Annotated in this window: 16 protein-coding genes and 1 riboswitch; of the genes, 2 read left to right on the top strand and 14 right to left on the bottom strand. The window is 42.8% G+C overall.

All coding sequences use genetic code 11. From position 1 onward, the window contains the following. Positions 1 to 92 precede the first annotated feature (92 nt). Positions 93 to 1,058: a mechanosensitive ion channel family protein gene (locus AC5YCD_RS12020; protein WP_496130257.1), complete on the top strand. Its 966-nt coding sequence runs from the start codon at positions 93 to 95 to the stop codon at positions 1,056 to 1,058. Here the strand turns inward: AC5YCD_RS12020 and AC5YCD_RS12015 are convergent. From AC5YCD_RS12015 to prfB, 6 genes are all read right to left on the bottom strand, one after another. Beyond that, positions 1,044 to 1,754, bottom strand: coding sequence for a 16S rRNA (uracil(1498)-N(3))-methyltransferase (locus tag AC5YCD_RS12015; protein WP_496130256.1), 711 nt, complete (start codon positions 1,752 to 1,754; stop codon positions 1,044 to 1,046). The genes AC5YCD_RS12020 and AC5YCD_RS12015 overlap by 15 nt on opposite strands. A gap of 9 nt (positions 1,755 to 1,763) precedes the next feature. Then, positions 1,764 to 3,044 (bottom strand): 3-deoxy-D-manno-octulosonic acid transferase, encoded by a 1,281-nt coding sequence (locus tag AC5YCD_RS12010; RefSeq protein WP_496130255.1) that lies wholly within the window; start codon positions 3,042 to 3,044, stop codon positions 1,764 to 1,766. 126 nt (positions 3,045 to 3,170) lie between these two features. Beyond that, complete coding sequence (locus AC5YCD_RS12005; protein WP_496130254.1) at positions 3,171 to 4,241, bottom strand: alkene reductase; 1,071 nt, start codon at positions 4,239 to 4,241, stop codon at positions 3,171 to 3,173. Positions 4,242 to 4,518: 277 nt separating this feature from the next. After that, the gene (locus tag AC5YCD_RS12000; protein WP_496130253.1) at positions 4,519 to 5,583 is read right to left on the bottom strand and encodes an alkene reductase; all 1,065 of its coding nucleotides are present in this window, start codon (positions 5,581 to 5,583) and stop codon (positions 4,519 to 4,521) included. Positions 5,584 to 5,602: 19 nt separating this feature from the next. After that, entirely contained in the window at positions 5,603 to 5,902 is a 300-nt protein-coding gene (locus AC5YCD_RS11995) for an ArsR/SmtB family transcription factor (RefSeq protein WP_496130286.1), read from the bottom strand. A gap of 131 nt (positions 5,903 to 6,033) precedes the next feature. Continuing rightward, positions 6,034 to 7,129, bottom strand: a protein-coding gene (gene prfB, locus AC5YCD_RS11990) for a peptide chain release factor 2 (RefSeq protein ID WP_496130252.1) whose coding sequence is annotated in 2 segments (ribosomal slippage) — positions 6,034 to 7,056 and positions 7,058 to 7,129 — 1,095 coding nt in all. Because the reading frame shifts where the segments join, the coding sequence is not laid out codon by codon here. Positions 7,130 to 7,504: 375 nt separating this feature from the next. On the opposite strand from prfB, the gene AC5YCD_RS11985 reads away from it, so the two are divergent. Next, a complete protein-coding gene (locus AC5YCD_RS11985) occupies positions 7,505 to 8,293 on the top strand; it encodes a putative porin (protein WP_496130251.1) in 789 nt (262 codons plus the stop codon). Between the two features lie 50 nt (positions 8,294 to 8,343). On the opposite strand, the gene recJ is transcribed toward AC5YCD_RS11985, so the two are convergent. The 8 genes from recJ to AC5YCD_RS11945 all read right to left on the bottom strand — a co-directional run bounded on the left by recJ (position 8,344) and on the right by AC5YCD_RS11945 (position 18,101). Then, positions 8,344 to 10,047: a single-stranded-DNA-specific exonuclease RecJ gene (gene recJ, locus AC5YCD_RS11980; protein ID WP_496130250.1), complete on the bottom strand. Its 1,704-nt coding sequence runs from the start codon at positions 10,045 to 10,047 to the stop codon at positions 8,344 to 8,346. Beyond that, complete coding sequence (gene pdxH / locus AC5YCD_RS11975) at positions 10,048 to 10,704, bottom strand: pyridoxamine 5'-phosphate oxidase (protein ID WP_496130249.1); 657 nt, start codon at positions 10,702 to 10,704, stop codon at positions 10,048 to 10,050. It lies immediately after the preceding gene. 9 nt (positions 10,705 to 10,713) lie between these two features. Then, positions 10,714 to 12,045, bottom strand: coding sequence for a phosphoglucosamine mutase (gene glmM, locus AC5YCD_RS11970; protein WP_496130248.1), 1,332 nt, complete (start codon positions 12,043 to 12,045; stop codon positions 10,714 to 10,716). Between the two features lie 126 nt (positions 12,046 to 12,171). Further along, positions 12,172 to 13,638, bottom strand: coding sequence for an IMP dehydrogenase (guaB, locus tag AC5YCD_RS11965; RefSeq protein WP_496130247.1), 1,467 nt, complete (start codon positions 13,636 to 13,638; stop codon positions 12,172 to 12,174). Positions 13,639 to 13,855: 217 nt separating this feature from the next. Continuing rightward, a complete protein-coding gene (locus AC5YCD_RS11960; protein WP_496130246.1) occupies positions 13,856 to 14,221 on the bottom strand; it encodes a YkgJ family cysteine cluster protein in 366 nt (121 codons plus the stop codon). Positions 14,222 to 14,311: 90 nt separating this feature from the next. Then, entirely contained in the window at positions 14,312 to 15,109 is a 798-nt protein-coding gene (locus tag AC5YCD_RS11955; protein WP_496130245.1) for an oxygen-binding di-iron domain-containing protein, read from the bottom strand. A gap of 164 nt (positions 15,110 to 15,273) precedes the next feature. Next, a complete protein-coding gene (locus AC5YCD_RS11950; protein ID WP_496130244.1) occupies positions 15,274 to 15,849 on the bottom strand; it encodes a TMEM165/GDT1 family protein in 576 nt (191 codons plus the stop codon). Positions 15,850 to 15,922: 73 nt separating this feature from the next. After that, a riboswitch (yybP-ykoY riboswitch) is annotated at positions 15,923 to 16,066 on the bottom strand. 85 nt (positions 16,067 to 16,151) lie between these two features. Continuing rightward, entirely contained in the window at positions 16,152 to 18,101 is a 1,950-nt protein-coding gene (locus tag AC5YCD_RS11945) for a 2-oxo acid dehydrogenase subunit E2 (protein WP_496130243.1), read from the bottom strand. Position 18,102 lies beyond the last annotated feature (1 nt).

Genomic DNA, 18,102 nt, shown 5'->3' with positions numbered 1-18,102 from the left:
CGGCATAATTACACAGTTAAGCTCGAACTATTCTTAAGTTCTCAGCGTTTTTCAGGCAAAATACTAACAAAATAACTTTGACTGGAATACGTGTGGCTGAACAAGAAAGTACCTTAAAAGAGGTGACTCAGGGCACCTCTGAGCTGTTACAAGAAGCAAGCGCAAAAACCGCTCAAACTGTGGCTGAGTATACCGATAAATCACTCGAAGCTTACTCGACCATTGACCATTTCATTAATCTATTTTGGGAACGCTTACCGTATATCTGTATCGCCATTTTTGTGTTTACAGTGTTCTACATGCTCTCAAAACTGTTTAAGTTATTTATTCGTAAAGCTTTATCTGACCGTAGCTATACCAAGCAAAACTTAGTTTTGGTCTTAAACCGTGTCGGTAGTTCAGCCATTATCTTCTTTGGCTTTTTAATTGCCATGGTGATTGCTATTCCCGGCTTTACACCAGGGCAATTAATGAGTGCGCTAGGGATTGGTTCGGTCGCGATTGGTTTTGCGTTTAAAGATATTTTCCAAAACTTATTATCTGGTATTTTAATTCTACTTGGCGAACCGTTTAAAATTGGTGATGACATTATTGTTTCAGGCATGGAAGGTACGGTTGAAGATATTCAGATTCGTGCGACTTTCTTACGCTCACCAGATGGTCGTCGTATTGTGATTCCAAATGCCACCGTTTATACCAGCCCTGTCACAGTAAACACCGCGTATTCACGTCGTCGTTGTCAGTTTGTGGTGGGTATTGGTTATGAAGATGATGTCCAAAAAGCCAAGGATGTGATCACAACCATCTTAGATCAAGATCAAGCAATTTTAAGTCAGCCAGGCTTTAGCGTAAACGTCAATGCGTTGGCAGATTTCTCAGTCAACTTAACGGTGACGTGGTGGGTCAATACTACCGAAACCACCATGTCAGCTTCCATTAGTGATGTACAACAACGTGTCATTCATGCCTTTGCTGAACACGGGATTTCGATTCCTTATCCTGTACAGGAAGTTAAAGTTTATCGCGGTGAACAGACAGCAGCATCAACTGCTAAATAAGCGTCCAATTAAATACGGAATCACAGTTTCAGTCCGGATAATACGGTTGCCTAAGCTTGCGGCTTGGCAGCCGTTTTTTACAAGTAATTCAATTTCATAAGGAATAAAACCACCCTCTGGCCCAATTACAATAGTACAGGTTTGGTTGATTGCATGTGGCATGACCTGCTCTACATAAGGATGCGCTAAAAAAGCAGGTTGCTGTTGGCTGATCAGGGTTGGTAATACATCTTCAACAAAAGGTTTAAAGCGTTTATACATGGCTACTTTTGGGGCAATGGTATCACCGGCTTGCTCAAGCCCAAGGGTGACATAATGCTCAACCTGCTGTAAGAGAGGCGTTTGCCAATAACTTTTATCTACTCGATAACTATGAATCAGGATAATTTGTTCAACCCCTAAGGTCACTGCATCCATAATTAAACGGCGTAAAACCTTGGGGCGCGGTAACGCTACAATTAAGGTTACCGGCAGCTTTTGTGGCACACTTTCTTCATGTAAGGGTTTGATGCGAATTTGCTGTTCATTTACTGCAACCACTTCAGTTAAGTAACGCTTTCCCTCAGCAATACCTACTTTTAAGGTATCACCCACTTGCACATCAACATGGGTTTTTAAATGCTCTAATTGACGTTTGGCTGTAATTGACCAAGTATCGCTACTGGTTTGACGAGGATCAAGTAGGACAATATTCATTGGCTTTCCTTATACATATTGATCAATGATCTGAATATGTTTATGTAAAGCCCCTTGATTATTGTGCATCACCTGCTGCGCAGCCACATTAAGTGCTTGGGCTTGCCTAGGATCCTGTACTAAAGCCAATAATGCCTGACTTGCCGCACTAAAATCATTCACCACTTTAACGCCATCTACAGCAACAAACTCATCCACAATAGTTTGAAAATTAAAATAATTCTTTCCTAAAACCGTTGGCACATTTAAAGCAATTGGCTCTAGAATATTATGCCCACCACCGGGTTGATTCAGTGAACCCCCTACATAGCAGGCTTGACTTAAGGCATACCAGAGCCACATTTCACCCATAGAGTCAGCCAAATAGACTTGAGTATCGTGTTGAATTTTTTCGCCCAAACTACGCCGTTGCGTAGTTAAATTTAAAGCGCGACTGGCAGCAAAAACCTCATCAAAACGCTCAGGATGACGCGGTACGACAATACAGGTTAACTGAGGGTCTGCCATTAAAGCCGGTTTAAGCTGTGCCAACAACTCTGCTTCTTCAGGCGCATGCGTGCTGGCAAGGGTCAGCATTTTTCGACCTTGTAATTGCCAGTCCTGCTTTAGTTTTTGAGCCTGCTGTATAAAGTGTGTGGGTGGGCTGATATCAAATTTTACATTACCTAAAACTTGGCTGTTCTGCGCTGCTATACCCAATTCAATATAGCGTTTTTGGGTGGCTTGATCTTGTGCTAATAACGCATTTAAGCCATTGAGCATCCCTTGAGTTAAACGCTTAACTTTGGCATAACCTTGCGCTGATTTTGCCGATAAACGTGCATTGAGCAAGATGCACGGCACTTTAAACTCTTGCGCAATATCAATCAAATTGGGCCATAGCTCAGTTTCCATGAGTGCCAACATTTTAGGTTGATATTTTTGGTAAAAATCACGTACTAAGTCACGTTGATCTGCGGGTAAGTACACCGCTTGAAATAAGTGTTCAAATTCTGGTTTTACAAATAAAGCTTTGGCACGCGCCTGACCAGTTTTGGTGGTATTCGTCACCAAAACTGCATGACCTTGCTTTAAATAATGTTCGATCATTGGCTGCGCGGCATTGGTCTCACCGACCGAAACCACATGAAACCATAGCGCCTGTTGATTCTTAGGCTTTTGAAAAGGGCCAAAGCGTTCTGTGAGTTCTTGGGCAAGTTGTTCTGGGCTAGTGGCACGTTTTTTAATACGGGCACGATAGATCGGCTTAATCAAAGTGAGCGCTGCGTTATACCAAAACGGAGTAGCCAAGAATTCGCCTCAAATAACAAGAAAGGAAAGCGCAGAATATAGCAGAGAAGCAGCCAGAAGAATAGAAAGCCTAATCTCTCCTAAGCATAAAAGCGCCAAGCGATTGCTTGACGCTTGAGTATCAATTTAAGCTTCAGCGTGTTGTAAGGTTGGATAGTCGATATAACCTTCTGCTACATCTGTACCAATCATTTTATCGAGCTGCACCTCATTTAACTGTGCATCTGCAACCAAACGCTCATACAAATCAGGATTGGCAATGTAAGCTTTACCAAATGCCACTGCATCGGCTTTATTGGAAGCCAGTAAATCAATCGCATCTTGACGGGTTAAGCGCATATTGGCGATATACGGCACACCGTTGGCACGCGATTTCATATAACCCGAGATGCTATCATCTGCCAAATATTCACGGGTAAAGAAAAAGGCAATCTTACGTTGCGCAAGCGCTTCTACTGCATAGCCAAAAGTTTCTTTGGGATCAGCATCGCCCATGTCATTTTCATCACAACGTGGTGCTAAATGTACACCTACACGACCCGCACCCCAAACCTCAATTAAAGCATCGATGACTTCGAGTAAAAAACGCACACGATTTTCAACAGAGCCACCATATTCATCGTCGCGCAAGTTAGTGCTACTTTGTAAGAACTGATCAACCAAATAACCATTGGCCGCATGTAACTCTACCCCATCAAAACCCGCTGCTTTGGCATGGATTGCAGCTTGTTTAAAGTCAGCAATGGTGGTTTTAATTTCAGCAAGCGTGAGTGGACGCGGTGCGACATAATCTTGTTTAGGTCGTAACAGACTTAACTGACCTGCAGGTTTTACATCACTTGCCGACACAGGCAGATTACCATTTTGAAAATGCGGATGTGAAATACGACCAACATGCCAGAGCTGCGCCATAATTAAGCCGCCTTTATCATGTACAGCCTTGGTTACACGCTGCCAGCCCGCAATCTGCTCAGGGGTAAACAAGGCAGGAGTGTTGGCATAACCAATCGCCTGCTGCGAGACAATAATCGCCTCAGAGATAATCAAGCCAGCACTGGCACGCTGCGCATAGTACTCTGCCATCATTGGCGTTGGGATTAAATCATCCGCCACTCGAGTACGTGTTAATGGTGCCATAACCACGCGGTTTTTAAGATGCAATTCACCAAAAGTGATTGCAGAAGAAAGCTCAGCCATGCTGCCCCCATAAAAGATTTTAAAGTTAAAAGTCATCAAGTGTTTAAACAAAGAAATCTGTCTAAATATTAAGATTTAACGCAAATTAATGCTGGATGATATCTGCTCGATGAACAACCGATATCAACTCAAATGGATTAAAATCATCTGCGGGTGTTCGGACATAGCATCTAGCAACAGGCCAACAGTTTAGAGGATAAATCTATGCAACATCATGAAAATTAGGCATAAAAAAAGCGCCAAGCGATTGCTTGACGCTGAAATAAGCAATTTAGGCTTAAATCTGTTCGAGTGTTGGATAGTCGATATAACCTTCTGCTACATCTGTTCCAATCATATTTTCAAGCTTTAATTCATTTAAAGGCGCATCTACTAATAAACGCTCGTATAAATCTGGATTAGCAATATACGCCTTACCAAAAGACACTGCATCGGCTTGACCTGAAGCTAATAGCTCAACGGCATCCTCACGGCTTAAACGCATATTGGCAATATACGGTACGCCATTAGAACGTGCTTTCATGTCTTGTGAAATGCTGTCGTCAGCCAAATATTCTCGAGTAAAGAAGAAGGCAATCTGACGTTTGCCCAATTCTTGCATCACATAGCCAAATGTTTCACGTGGAGTCGCATCACCCATATCATGCTCATCACCACGCGGGGCCAAATGGACACCAACACGTCCCGCACCCCAGACTTCAATTAAGGCATCAACCACTTCGAGTAGGAAACGGGCACGGTTTTCAATCGAACCACCATATTCATCTTCACGTTGGTTGGTACTACTTTGTAAAAACTGGTCAATTAAATAACCATTGGCCGCATGCAATTCAACGCCATCAAAACCTGCATCTTTGGCATAAATTGCCGCTTGTTTATATTGCTCGGTAATCGCATGAATTTCTGCAATTTCCAAAGGACGTGGCAACACATAAGGACGTTTTGGACGCAATAAGCTGACATGCCCTGCTTGTTGTACAGAACTTGCCGAAACTGGGGTTTCACCGCCGAGTAAATCAGGATGTGAAACACGGCCTACATGCCATAACTGCGATACGATTAAACCACCTTTAGCATGCACTGCATCAGTGACTAACTTCCAACCTTCAACCTGTGCTTGGTTAAATAGGCCTGGGGTATTTAAATAGCCGTTGGCTTGTTCTGAAATGACAGTTGCTTCTGCAATAATTAAACCCGCGCTGGCACGCTGTGCATAGTATTCTGCCATCATCGCTGTAGGCACACGCTCAGCTGTCGCACGGCTACGCGTTAAAGGTGCCATTACCACACGGTTTTTAAGTTTTAATTCGCCCAAGCTTAAGGGAGTATTGAGTTCAGCCATAATTACCTCATCACTCGAATTACAGCGAGTGTTGTAAATGATCAATATATTGCTGAATTAAGGCTTCGTTGCGTGAGAAGTAAGACCATTGACCGTGTTTTTGCGCTTGGATGAGTCCTGCTTGCTGTAACACAGACAAATGATTAGACATGGTAGATTGCGACACATTACCTAAACGTTCAATTTGTCCAGCACATACGCCACGTTCAAAGTTGCCGCACTCTTCAGCAGCTAAATACGCTGCAGGATCTTTGAGCCACATCAAAATCTGCCGACGCGTAGGATTCGCTAAGGCTTTAAAGATTAAATCAATATCCATAGACATAGACACTCTTCAAATTGCACAAAGGCCTGATTCAGCATTTAGCTTAATATATCGTATTTTTTAGATATTAATATCTATTTTTTACGATAAACAACCAAAACCCGAATCAAGGCCCTTATTAAAACTTATAAACCTTGCTTTAAGCTGGCTTCAATAAATTTATCTAGATCACCATCAAGTACCGCACCTGTGTTTGAGCTTTCAACACTAGTACGTAGGTCTTTAATACGTGAGTCATCCAACACATAAGAACGGATTTGGCTACCCCAACCAATATCAGATTTAGTATCTTCTAAGGCTTGTGCGGCTTCATTACGTTTCTTCATCTCTAATTCATAGAGTTTGGCACGTAATTGTTTCCATGCATGGTCACGGTTGGCGTGTTGTGAACGTTGGTTCTGACATGCCACTACAATCCCGGTTGGTGCGTGGGTTAAACGTACCGCAGAGTCAGTTTTGTTAATGTGCTGACCACCCGCGCCTGAGGCACGGTAAGTATCGGTACGCACATCTGCTGGGTTAATATCAATTTCGATATTGTCATCCACTTCAGGTGACACAAACACCGCAGAGAATGAGGTATGACGACGGTTACCTGAGTCAAATGGAGATTTACGGACTAAACGATGCACACCAGATTCGGTACGTAACCAACCGTAGGCATACTCACCTTCGACACGAATGGTTGCAGATTTAATCCCTGCAACATCACCGTCTGATTCTTCCATCACTTCAGCTTTAAAGCCATGACGTTCGATCCAACGTAAGTACATACGCAGTAACATCGATGCCCAGTCTTGCGCCTCTGTACCACCAGAACCCGCTTGAATTTCCACATAGCATGGATTTGGATCCATTGGATTGCTGAACATACGACGAAATTCAAGTTTAGCCAATTCTGCTTCTGCTGAATCAAGCTCAGCTTGCACATCCGCTAACATTTCTTCTTCTTCAGCTTCAACTGCTAAATCAAGCATCGCTTGGGCATCTTCAAGCTGCGTGGCAAGACCATCTAATACGTTTAATACGTTTTCAAGTTCGCCTTTTTCTTTGGCCATCGCTTGGGCACGGCTTTGATCATTCCAAATCGCAGGATCTTCTAACTCGCGTAGAACCTCTTCTAAACGCTCTTTCTTTAGATCGTAGTCAAAGATACCCCCGTAGTGTTTGACCACGGTCGTTTAAGTCTTTTAGCTGTAATAGATAAGGATTAATTTCCACGTTCGTCTCTCAAACAAATGTAAGCTTTAAATAGCCCAATATTATATCACAGTGCTTATTTAGATTCTGAATGCCAATTTTAAGCCTTTAAAATCACTCACTCTATGCAGTTGAAATTCCAACCCAATAGATGACTATGCATACAAAATAGACTTCATTTTGACTTTTATATGCTAAATTTACATATCTAAATAAAAAGCCTCACAAAAAAACTGTCATTTATAATCAATCACTTATAAAAATTACTTTACATAACATTACCAAAGTCACAAAACGGTAACTTTGCAGTGATTGACCAAAGTTGAAATTACTCTAGACTGAAAGTTGTAACAAGAAATGTATTATTTTAAGACAGTTTATAGGGGGAGGAATTCCATGAAAAAATTAGCAATTGCATCTGCGCTTCTAACGACCGTGGCACTAACAGGTACCGCAGCACATGCATACCAAGCTGAAGTTGGCGGTTCATTCGCCTATACAGATCCAGATCGTGGCAGTTCAGGCGAAGCTTACGGTTTAAATGGTACGTACTACTTTAATCCAGTACAAACTCGTAATGCCCCACTGGCTGAAGCTGCTTATTTAGACCGTGCGAGTAATGTCAATGCAAACGTCGGTTTTGAAGATACTGGCGCAACTGAATATACCAGCTATGGTATTGGTGGTGAGTACTTTGTACCTAACTCTGACTTCTATGTAAGTGCGAATGTCGGTCGTACCGAAGCTGAACTTAAGACCCCAATTGGTACATTTGACAATGAAACCACAACTTATGGTGCAGAAGTCGGTTATTTCTTTGCCCCAGGCTTATTGGTTGCCGCAGGTCTTAAAGGCTACGACAATGACAATAACGATGGTACAGACCCAACTTTACGCGCTAAATATGTAACGACTTTAAGTAATGGTAAAGACATTAACGTAGAAGCAGGTGCTGCATTTGGTGATCTAGATGAATACAACATTGCTGGTGATTACTACATCGATAAAACCTTAAGTATTGGTGCAGATTACTACGACAATGATCTAGAAGAGAAAAGCGAGTTTGGTATCAATGCACGTAAATTCTTCAATCCACAACTAAGTGTTGAAGGTCGTATTGGCTTTGGTGAACATTTCACCAATGATTACAACAAATTTGGTATTGCAGCGAAATATCGTTTCTAAGCACTAAGCCAAATACTGAAAATAAAAACCGCGCGACTGCGCGGTTTTTTTTATTGGCTTAAATAATTAACTTTAAGTTGTAGACTGACATTACCATTAAATTCATTGCGGTCTAGTTCATAAACTAAATCAACATAATCTAGCATTGGATTAAAATCATATTTACTGGCTGCATTAAAAGCGATAGCCTCCACGACTTGAGCATTATCTAAGGCTAAACGCAATTTCAGGTGCACATCTTTAAGCCAGCGAAAATCCACAATTTTAAAACGTCCCTCAAATACAGGACTTGGGAATTTTTGGCCCCAAGGACTTAAATCTTTAAGCAGTGCAACCGTATTTAGATTTAATTCATCGGCAGCCAATTCACCATCCGTCCATAAAACTGCCTGGAATAAATCTGGATCCATTGTGGCAATCAATTGCTCAAATTTAGTTTTAAACTCAGCAAAATGTTGTTTTTTAATGGTTAGACCTGCGGCGGCGGCATGTCCGCCAAAATGACTCACTAAATGTGGATATTGCTCGGCCAGCATTTCAATCGCATCACGAATATGAATGCCATCAATAGAACGTGCTGAACCTTTAATATGAATGCCATCTTCATCACGCGCGAAAACAATACTTGGGCGATGGAATTGTTCTTTTAAGCGCCCTGCCACAATTCCAATAACGCCTTGATGCCAATGTGGTTCAAATAATACTAATGCATGTGGTAAGTTATTCTGATCAAGTTGAATTTTCTCTAACTCATTTAAAGCATCTTGTTTAATTTGGCCTTCGACTTGGCGACGTTCGGCATTGAGTTGGGTCAATTGTTCAGCAATTGGGTAAGCGTGTTCTAAACTTTCAGCCAATAGACATTCAATGCCAATATCCATGGTTTCCATGCGTCCTGCAGCGTTGATGCGTGGCCCAAGCACAAAACCTAAATCAGAGGCTGTAAGGCTTGCTGTATCGCGCTTTGCAATATCGAGTAAGGCAAGTATACCGGGGCGACATTGCTGCTGACGAATGCGCTGCAAACCTGCATCAATTAAAATTCGGTTGTTGTAATCAAGACTGGCCACATCGGCATAGGTACCTAGAGCCACTAAATCTAGATATTGCACCATATTGACATGGCTTTTACCGTGTTTTTTGCGTTGACTCGATACATTGGCCAGCACATAAAATGCCACCCCAACGCCAGCCAAGGCTTTACTTGGAAACGGACAACCGAGTTGATTGGGATTGACCACCGCTTCAGCTTTGGGTGTAGGCTTGGTGGTCAAGTGATGATCAGTGATAATCACTTGCATACCATGGTCTTGCGCTTGTTGAACCCCTTCATGGCTCGAAATACCGTTATCTACCGTAATCAGTAAATCAGGGGTAAATTGTGCAAAAGCTAAATCTGCAATCGCTGGAGTTAGACCGTAACCATATTTAAAACGATCTGGTACCAGATAATCGACATCTGCACCCATAGCGCGTAGAGCGAGCAGCATTAAGCTGGTACTGGTTGCGCCATCAGCATCATAATCACCAACAATCACGATTTTTTTGTCCTGATCAATGGCTTGATCAATGAGTTCAATCGCTTGAGGCAAGCCCAGCATATTAGGTGCGAGTAGATGCTTAAGTTTGAGTTCTAATTCTTGTATCGATTGCACGCCACGACGCGCGAGGATGTTGGCGAGCAAAGGTGACACGCCCTGAAAATTTTCAGGGCGTGTGATAAAGGGACGTTGTTGAACAATGATCTTGGTCATTTAAGGCATCAGACGTTGTAGCTTCCAGTGAGCTTCAATTCTTTCATAAATGAGCCGATCATGTAAGCGATTTGGTCGGCCTTGCCAAAACTCGTAATGCTCTGGCACAAGGCGGTAGCCGCCCCAAAACTCTGGCTTAGCTAAGTCATCTTGACTGGCTACTTGATCCTGTAAAGCTTGGAAACGACTTTGCAATTCTTCACGACTAGCAATCACACCACTTTGCGGGGTACTAATATGCGCTGCAATTTGGCTCTCACGTGGGCGCTTATGATAGTAGTCGGTCGACTCTTGCTCAGAAATTTTATCGACACGGCCAAAGATCCGCACTTGGCGTTCAAGCTCTGGCCAATAAAATAAAATTTCTGCATACGGATTAGCGGCTAAATCTAGGCCTTTTTGACTGTCATAATTGGTATAAAAATCATAACCCGTTGCTTGAGCACCACGTAACAAGACCGTACGCACATGTGGACGACCTTTGCCATCTGCAGTAGCAATCGACATGGCATAGGGTTCATGTAAACGCGCCTCTAAGGCGTGGTTAAACCAATTTAAAAACTGTTCATGCGGATCAGCATTGACTTGATCTTCATGTAACTCACCTTTTTGATACGTTAAACGCAGTTCGCTTAAATCTTTAACAACATCTGTCATGCTTGCTCCTTAAACGGCGTTGGCACGTACCGCATCAGCCAAGTGATGAGCTAACGCAGTCACTTCTGCTAAGTCATTACCTTCGACCATCACGCGAATCACAGGCTCAGTGCCTGATTTACGAATGAGTAAACGACCACGACCTTTGAGCTGTGCTTCAGCTTTTTCAAATTCAGTCACCAATGCAGGTACTGCGTATGGATCAAACATAGCCTCTAAACGCACATTGACCAAGACATTTGGTAGTAATTTAAAATCTGCAACCAATTCAGCTAAGCTTTGATTACGCTCAACCATCACGGTTAACACTTGCAATGCCGCAATAATGGCATCACCTGTGGTGCTCTTATCTAAAGTTAAGATATGACCCGATGGCTCACCACCGGTTACCCAACCGTTTTGCTCTAAACCTTGTAGAACATAACGATCACCCACTTTGGCACGGAAAAACGGCACATCCGCTTGTTGTAGCGCTAATTCAAGCGCCATATTGCTCATCAATGTCCCCACAATCCCTGCAGGTTTTTGTGCAGCTTTCGTAGCTAAAATATACAGAATATGATCGCCTGTGATTTCTTGACCATGTTGATCAATCATAATCACTCGGTCTGCATCACCATCAAAAGCAATCCCTAAATCGGCTTGATGCTCAAGCACAGCTTGTTTCAGGTTTTCCGGGTGGGTTGAGCCACAACCTTCATTAATATTTAAACCATCTGGCTCATTAAAGATGGCAATGACTTTGGCACCCAATTCACGGAAAACTGCAGGACCAACGCTGTAGGCTGAACCATTAGCACAATCCACCACAATTTTTAAATCATTAAGATCTAAATGGTATGGGAAGGTTGATTTACAGAATTCGATATAACGACCATTGGCATCATTTACACGAACGCTTTTACCCAAGTTCGCTGTGTCTTCAATGACTAAGTCATTTTCAAGTTCTTGGTTGATTTCATCTTGTAAGCTATCCGGAAGTTTTTTACCTTCAGCAGAGAAGAATTTAATGCCGTTATCAAAGTATGGGTTATGGGATGCTGAAATCACAATCCCAAGGCTAGCATGCAAAGCACGGGTTAAATGGGCAATTGCAGGGGTTGGTAGTGGCCCTAATAAATGCACATACACCCCTGCTGCATTTAAACCTGCTTGTAAAGCAGATTCTAAAATGTAGCCAGATAAACGTGTATCTTTCCCCATCACCACAATTGGCTTTTTCTTTTTGCTATTGCGTTTTAATACCTTACCCGCGGCGAACCCTAATTTTAATGCGAACTCTGGTGTGATTGGCAACACACCAAACTTGCCACGAATACCGTCGGTACCAAAATAACTCATACTTTGCTCACTGTATTTTTATTGCTGCCTTGTAAACAGCGCATTGTTTTAAACCGCAAATACTTTATCACCAAACCACAAAAAAGCCGTCATTTTATGACGGCTTTTTTGAGTAACTCTTAAGAATTAACCAACGCGATAGTTTGGTGCTTCTTTGGTAATCGTTACATCATGTACGTGTGATTCAGACATACCTGCTGCAGTAATTTTCACGAATTTCGCGTTTTGACGAAGATCGTTAATTGTTGCAGAACCGGTATAACCCATAGATGAACGTAAACCACCCATCATTTGATGCACGATGTTACCCATTGGGCCTTTGTATGGTACGCGACCTTCAATCCCTTCTGGTACTAGTTTTTCCGCGCCCGCTTTTGCGTCTTGGAAATAACGGTCCGCAGAACCTGTAGAACCAGCCATCGCACCTAATGAACCCATACCGCGGTATGCTTTGTAGTAACGACCTTGGAAGAATTCAACTTCGCCTGGTGCTTCTTCAGTACCTGCCATAAGTGAACCCACCATAATGGTGCTTGCACCTGCGCCAATGGCTTTAGCCATGTCACCAGAGAAACGAATACCACCATCTGCGATTAATGGAATTTGCTCTTTTAGTGCATTGGCAACAGCATCAATGGCCGAGATTTGTGGCATACCAATACCCGCAACAATACGCGTAGTACAAATAGAACCAGGACCAATACCTACTTTCACCGCATCTGCACCAGCATCAAGGAGTGCAAGCGCTGCATCACCAGTGGCAATGTTACCGCCAATCACTTGAACTTGTGGATAGTTGGCTTTAACCCAACGTACACGTTCAATGACACCTGCTGAGTGACCATGTGCTGTATCTACAACAATCGCATCTACACCAGCTTCAACCAGTGCTTCTACACGGCTTGGAGTTTCTGCACCTGTACCAACCGCTGCACCCACACGCAGACGACCTAAGTCATCTTTACAGCTATTTGGATACAATTCCGCTTTGCGGAAGTCAGTCACGGTAATTAAACCTTTCAGTTCGTTGTTTTCACCAACAACGATGACTTTTTCAATACGGTGCTGTTGCAATAACGCTTGGATGTTTTCTTTTGATTCACCCTCACGTACTGTCACAAGACGATCTTGACCAGTCATGATGTTACTCACTGGTTGCTCAAGATTGGTCTCAAAACGTGTATCACGACCGGTTACAATACCCACCACTTTGCCATCTTTGACAACAGGTACACCACTGATATTGTTGGCTTGAGTCAATGCCATCAATTCACGTACAGTTGTTTCAGGGCTGACCGTAATAGGGTCTTTCACCATACCCGCTTCAAATTTTTTCACACGGCGTACTTCTGCAGCTTGTGCAGCAATATCCATGTTTTTATGCAAAATACCGATACCGCCATTTTGCGCCATTGCAATCGCCATACGAGATTCAGTAACAGTATCCATCGCTGCTGAAACAAGTGGGATATTTAATTCAATGCCGCGAGTTAAACGTGTCTTTAAAGAGACATCTTTTGGGAGGACAGTAGAGTAGGCAGGGAGTAATAGGACATCATCGAAGGTTAACGCGTCTTGAACGATGGTCAACATAACAGTCTCACTGGTAATTTCCGTGCGCCATTATAAACAAAATTTTAAGTTTTATTCATTTAAATTTAAGCAAACACCACAAAAATAAAGCTATCTTGCTGAATATTTTATAAGTTTAGTTAAAACCAAGATCTTATTTATAATAAATTTTTTTTAATTTTTATAAAAAATTCATCTTTTTCTTATAGATTTGGGCAAAGCGAACTTTGCCCAAGATTTAACTGACGCGATCAAAGTCCTCGTCATTGTCGGCAGTGACAGGTTCAATTTGCACCAAAGGAATCATGTTGTAGCGAGCACGGGCTTTATTGCATTGAGTGTCACCGGCTTGCACTTCTTTACAACTCGTACTCCGTGCTGCGTAGACTGAACAACTGACATTTACCCCCACTTCACCTTCTAAGGCAATGCAACGTGGATTGGCCTGATTGGTACCTGTCATACAACTATAAACCGCAGTGACAGGCTCAGTATAATGTTCCGGCAGATGTAAACCCTCTGCCCAGTAAAAGGATACCCGAAAGTGGGCACAGCACGCGCCACAGGTTAAACACGAATCTTGAGTCACCAACTGCGATAACATTTTTTAGCTCTTTTCATCAGCATTTTTTGGAGCGAAAATTCTAAAAAAACTGTTTTTTTCACGCAAGATTCTTGTGACTAATGGCGAATATTAATGTGGGTAACTAAAAATGCTTTCATCCATTAAATCAGTACCGCACTGCAAGGTTTCAATCCAATCTAAGAATTGTTTAATTTTGGCTTTGCCCACAAATGGTAAGCCATGTTGCGGCACAATCATGTCTACATCCATGGTGCGTACCATATTAACCCACAGCCGAATCACTTTATTATTACACATATAACGCTGATGAAAGCCTTTCATCTTACGCGTATGTAACTCAAAGTCATCGACGATTTGATTGGCATCTTCCACAATAGAAGCGCCCATATCACCTGAAAATAAGATTTTGGCAATCGGGTCATAAAATTGAAAATTACCTACCGAATGTAAGAAGTGTGCTGGCACGGCCACAATTGAAGATTGACCTAAAGGAATCACTTGACCTGGGTCTGGCAACTCAATCAGACGATCAAGCCAACTGCCCTTCATACGTTCACTGGTAAATGATGAATTCAGATGCGGTAGAAAACGCGCCCATAGTTTGGACGCGACAATTTTGGCATCGGTATATACTAACCAGCGTGGCATAGAAGTAATAATATCTGGGTCTTGGTGTGAAGCCATGACATAATCTAAATGACTCAGCTTGGTATATTTACTCAGTTCCATGGTGAGTGGTACATAAGTGAGATCACCACCCGGATCAAGTACTGCAGCACGTCCATGGTCGATAATTAAAAATTGATTGGCTTGAATCCCCTCGCCCTTTACCAAACTGGTAAAGCTGATGCATTTATGTGTACCGTTATCAAATAACACTTGTGATGTGGTGCGGTCTAACGCCATACCATGCCCCTTAGCCAATATTTTTTTCAATAAAGTGTTCAATTCCTTACAAAATATATGGTTTTATTGCAACTTACAACAATTACACCTATAAAGTGACTTATCACACAATTTAATGGACATAAAAAAACCCAATCACGGATTGGGCCTTTTTAACTTAAATTTTAAAAAAAGTAATGCTGCGCTAAGGTCCATACCCCAATGCTTAAGAAAATAATTGCGCTAATTTTATGAATGAGTGCGATGGGCAACTTATCCGCCAGTTTATTACCAACAAATACCGCTGGGGCATTGGCAATCATCATTCCTAGGGTGGTTCCGGCAGTGACCCAAATTAAGCTATCAAAACGTGCTGCTAAAGCCACTGTTGCAATTTGGGTTTTATCACCAATTTCAGCCAAGAAAAATAAGATGAATGTTGCACCAAAAACACCATAGCGTTGCCACTTGTTAATGCTTTCACTTTCATCGTCTAATTCATCTGGCACTAGCATCCATAATGCCATAGCAATAAAACCAATCGACACAATCCAAAGTAGAATTTCAGGTCCAATAACAGTTGTCACCCATTGCCCTAAAGCTGCGGATAGACCGTGATTAATGATGGTAGCCAGTAAGATGGCAATTAAAATAGGTACAGGTTTTTGATAACGCGCGGCCAGTAATAAAGCTAAGAGTTGGGTCTTATCGCCCATTTCAGCCAAGGCAACAATGGCAGTTGAGAGTAGGAACTCATGCATGATGTGTTTCTCTGGCTAGCATATATATACCAATGACTTATCCCTCCTGCTAGCCAAAATCTGCAGAGTGATAAATCAAAGGTCTTGCCAACAAAACAAAGCTCATTTGAGCTCATTTGGTTCTTTGCTATGATGACCATGCTCAATTTAGAGCAAATATGTTGACCATCACCTTTTTACCTTGCGTAAAAAGCGGCTACTCCCCAATGAAGTAAGCTCATTATAGTCAACTCAAAATTTATTTACAAACCAAAATAAAAACCCTGCCGTAGCAGGGTCTTTAATCACCTTAATTCATCTGATTAGATGAGCAAGGTACGAATGTCTTTTAGCAGTTTAGTCAGCTTATTGGTAAAGCGCGCTGCGTCTGCACCATTAATCACACGGTGATCGTATGACAATGAAAGCGGAAGCATTAGGCGTGGATCAAAGCCTTCACCATTCCAAACAGGCTGCATGGTGGCAGGTGAGATCCCTAAGATTGCTACTTGTGGCCAGTTGACCAGTGGCGTAAACGCTGTACCACCAATCGCACCAAGGCTAGAAATGGTGAAGTTCGCACCTTGTAGGTCTTTAGGTGACAATTTCTTATCACGTGCTTTTTGACCTAACTCACCGAGTTCAACTGCAATTTGCTTAATTGATTTTTGGTCTGGGTTACGCAGTACAGGTACGGTTAAGCCATCTGGAGTTGCGACCGCGATCCCCATATGGATTTCGTTACGTAACAATACCGATTTACCATCATCCGCCAAGTGACCAGCAAACTCACGCTCTTCTTTAAGAAGGTGTGCCACTGCTTTGATAATGAATGCCATAATGGTCAGGCTGATACCTTCTTTCTTAAAGTTGCCTTTAAGATCATTACGCCATGCTTCAAGCTCAGTGATGTCAGCTAAATCAAACTGTGTGACTTGTGGAATATAGTTGTTTAAAGACAACTGCGGAATTGACACTTGCTGTAAACGTGTTAATGCTTTTTCTTCCACACCACCAAAGGCATCAAAACTTGGAAGTTTTGGTAAACCTGCAGCAACCGCAGCCGCTACTGGAGCAGCAACAGGTGCTGGCGCAGTTAAGCGTGTTTTCACGTAAGCAAATAAGTCTTCTTTCATTAAACGTGCATGAGGACCAGATGCTTTGACTTCTGCCAAGACCACACCTAATTCACGTGCAAGCTTACGAACCGCAGGACCTGCATAGACTTTCGCGTTTGCCGCATTTTGCTCTTTGGTCAGTTTATCTGCCGAAGGTGCTGCCGCTTGTACAGGTGCAGCTGCTGCTTTCGGCACTTCAGCTTTTGCTGGTGCTTGTACAGGCGCAGCAGCAACTGGTGCCGCTTGACCTTCAGCTTCGATTGTAACTAAAGCCACGCCCTCAGAGACGTTTTGACCCAGTTCAACATGAATCGCGGTAATTACACCCGCTGTGGTGCTTGGCACTTCAACTGTTGCTTTGTCAGATTCAACCACAATGATGCTTTGGTCTTTTTCAACTTTGTCGCCTACAGCCACTAAAATTTCAGCTACAGCCGCCTTATCTACACCTAAATCAGGTACAGCAATTTCAATTTTGCCAGCTGGTGCAGCGGTAACAGGTGCTGCTTCGGCTTTTGCTGTCTCTACAGCAGGTTTAGTTGCCACAGGTGCTTGTTCTGCTGCCGCAGGTGCTGCTGCGCCTGCAGTTTTTACTTTCAGAATCACAACGCCTTCTTTGACATTGTCACCCACTGCAATTTCAATTGCTTCAACTGTACCCGATACCGTACTTGGCACTTCTACAGTGGCTTTATCTGATTCAACCACAACAATGCTTTGATCGACATCAATTTCATCGCCTACGGCAACCAAAATTTCACCCACAAGGGCTTTTTCTACGCCAATGTCAGGTACTTGCACATCAACCACTTGTGATGCTGCTGCAGCTACAGGCGCAGCTTGTTCTGCAACAGGAGCTGCCGCTTGAGCTTCTGCCTTTGGCGCTTCAGCTTTTGGTGCTTCAGCAGCAGGTGCAGGCGCTGCCTGACCTTCTGCTTCAAGTTCAACCAAAACCGCACCTTCAGCAACTTCATCACCAAGGCTGACTAAAATGCTTTTTACCATACCCGCCGAAGTGCTTGGCACTTCGACAGAGGCTTTATCAGATTCAAGCAATACAATGCTGTCATCTACAGCAATGGTATCGCCCACTTTCACTAAAATTTCAGCGACTGTTGCTTTGTCTACACCAATATCGGGAGTCGTAATTTGCATG

It is taken from the genome of Acinetobacter sp. CY05 (assembly GCF_059515805.1).
Note: the sequence above shows the minus strand (reverse complement) of the source record. Positions and strands in the feature narration are given on the sequence as shown.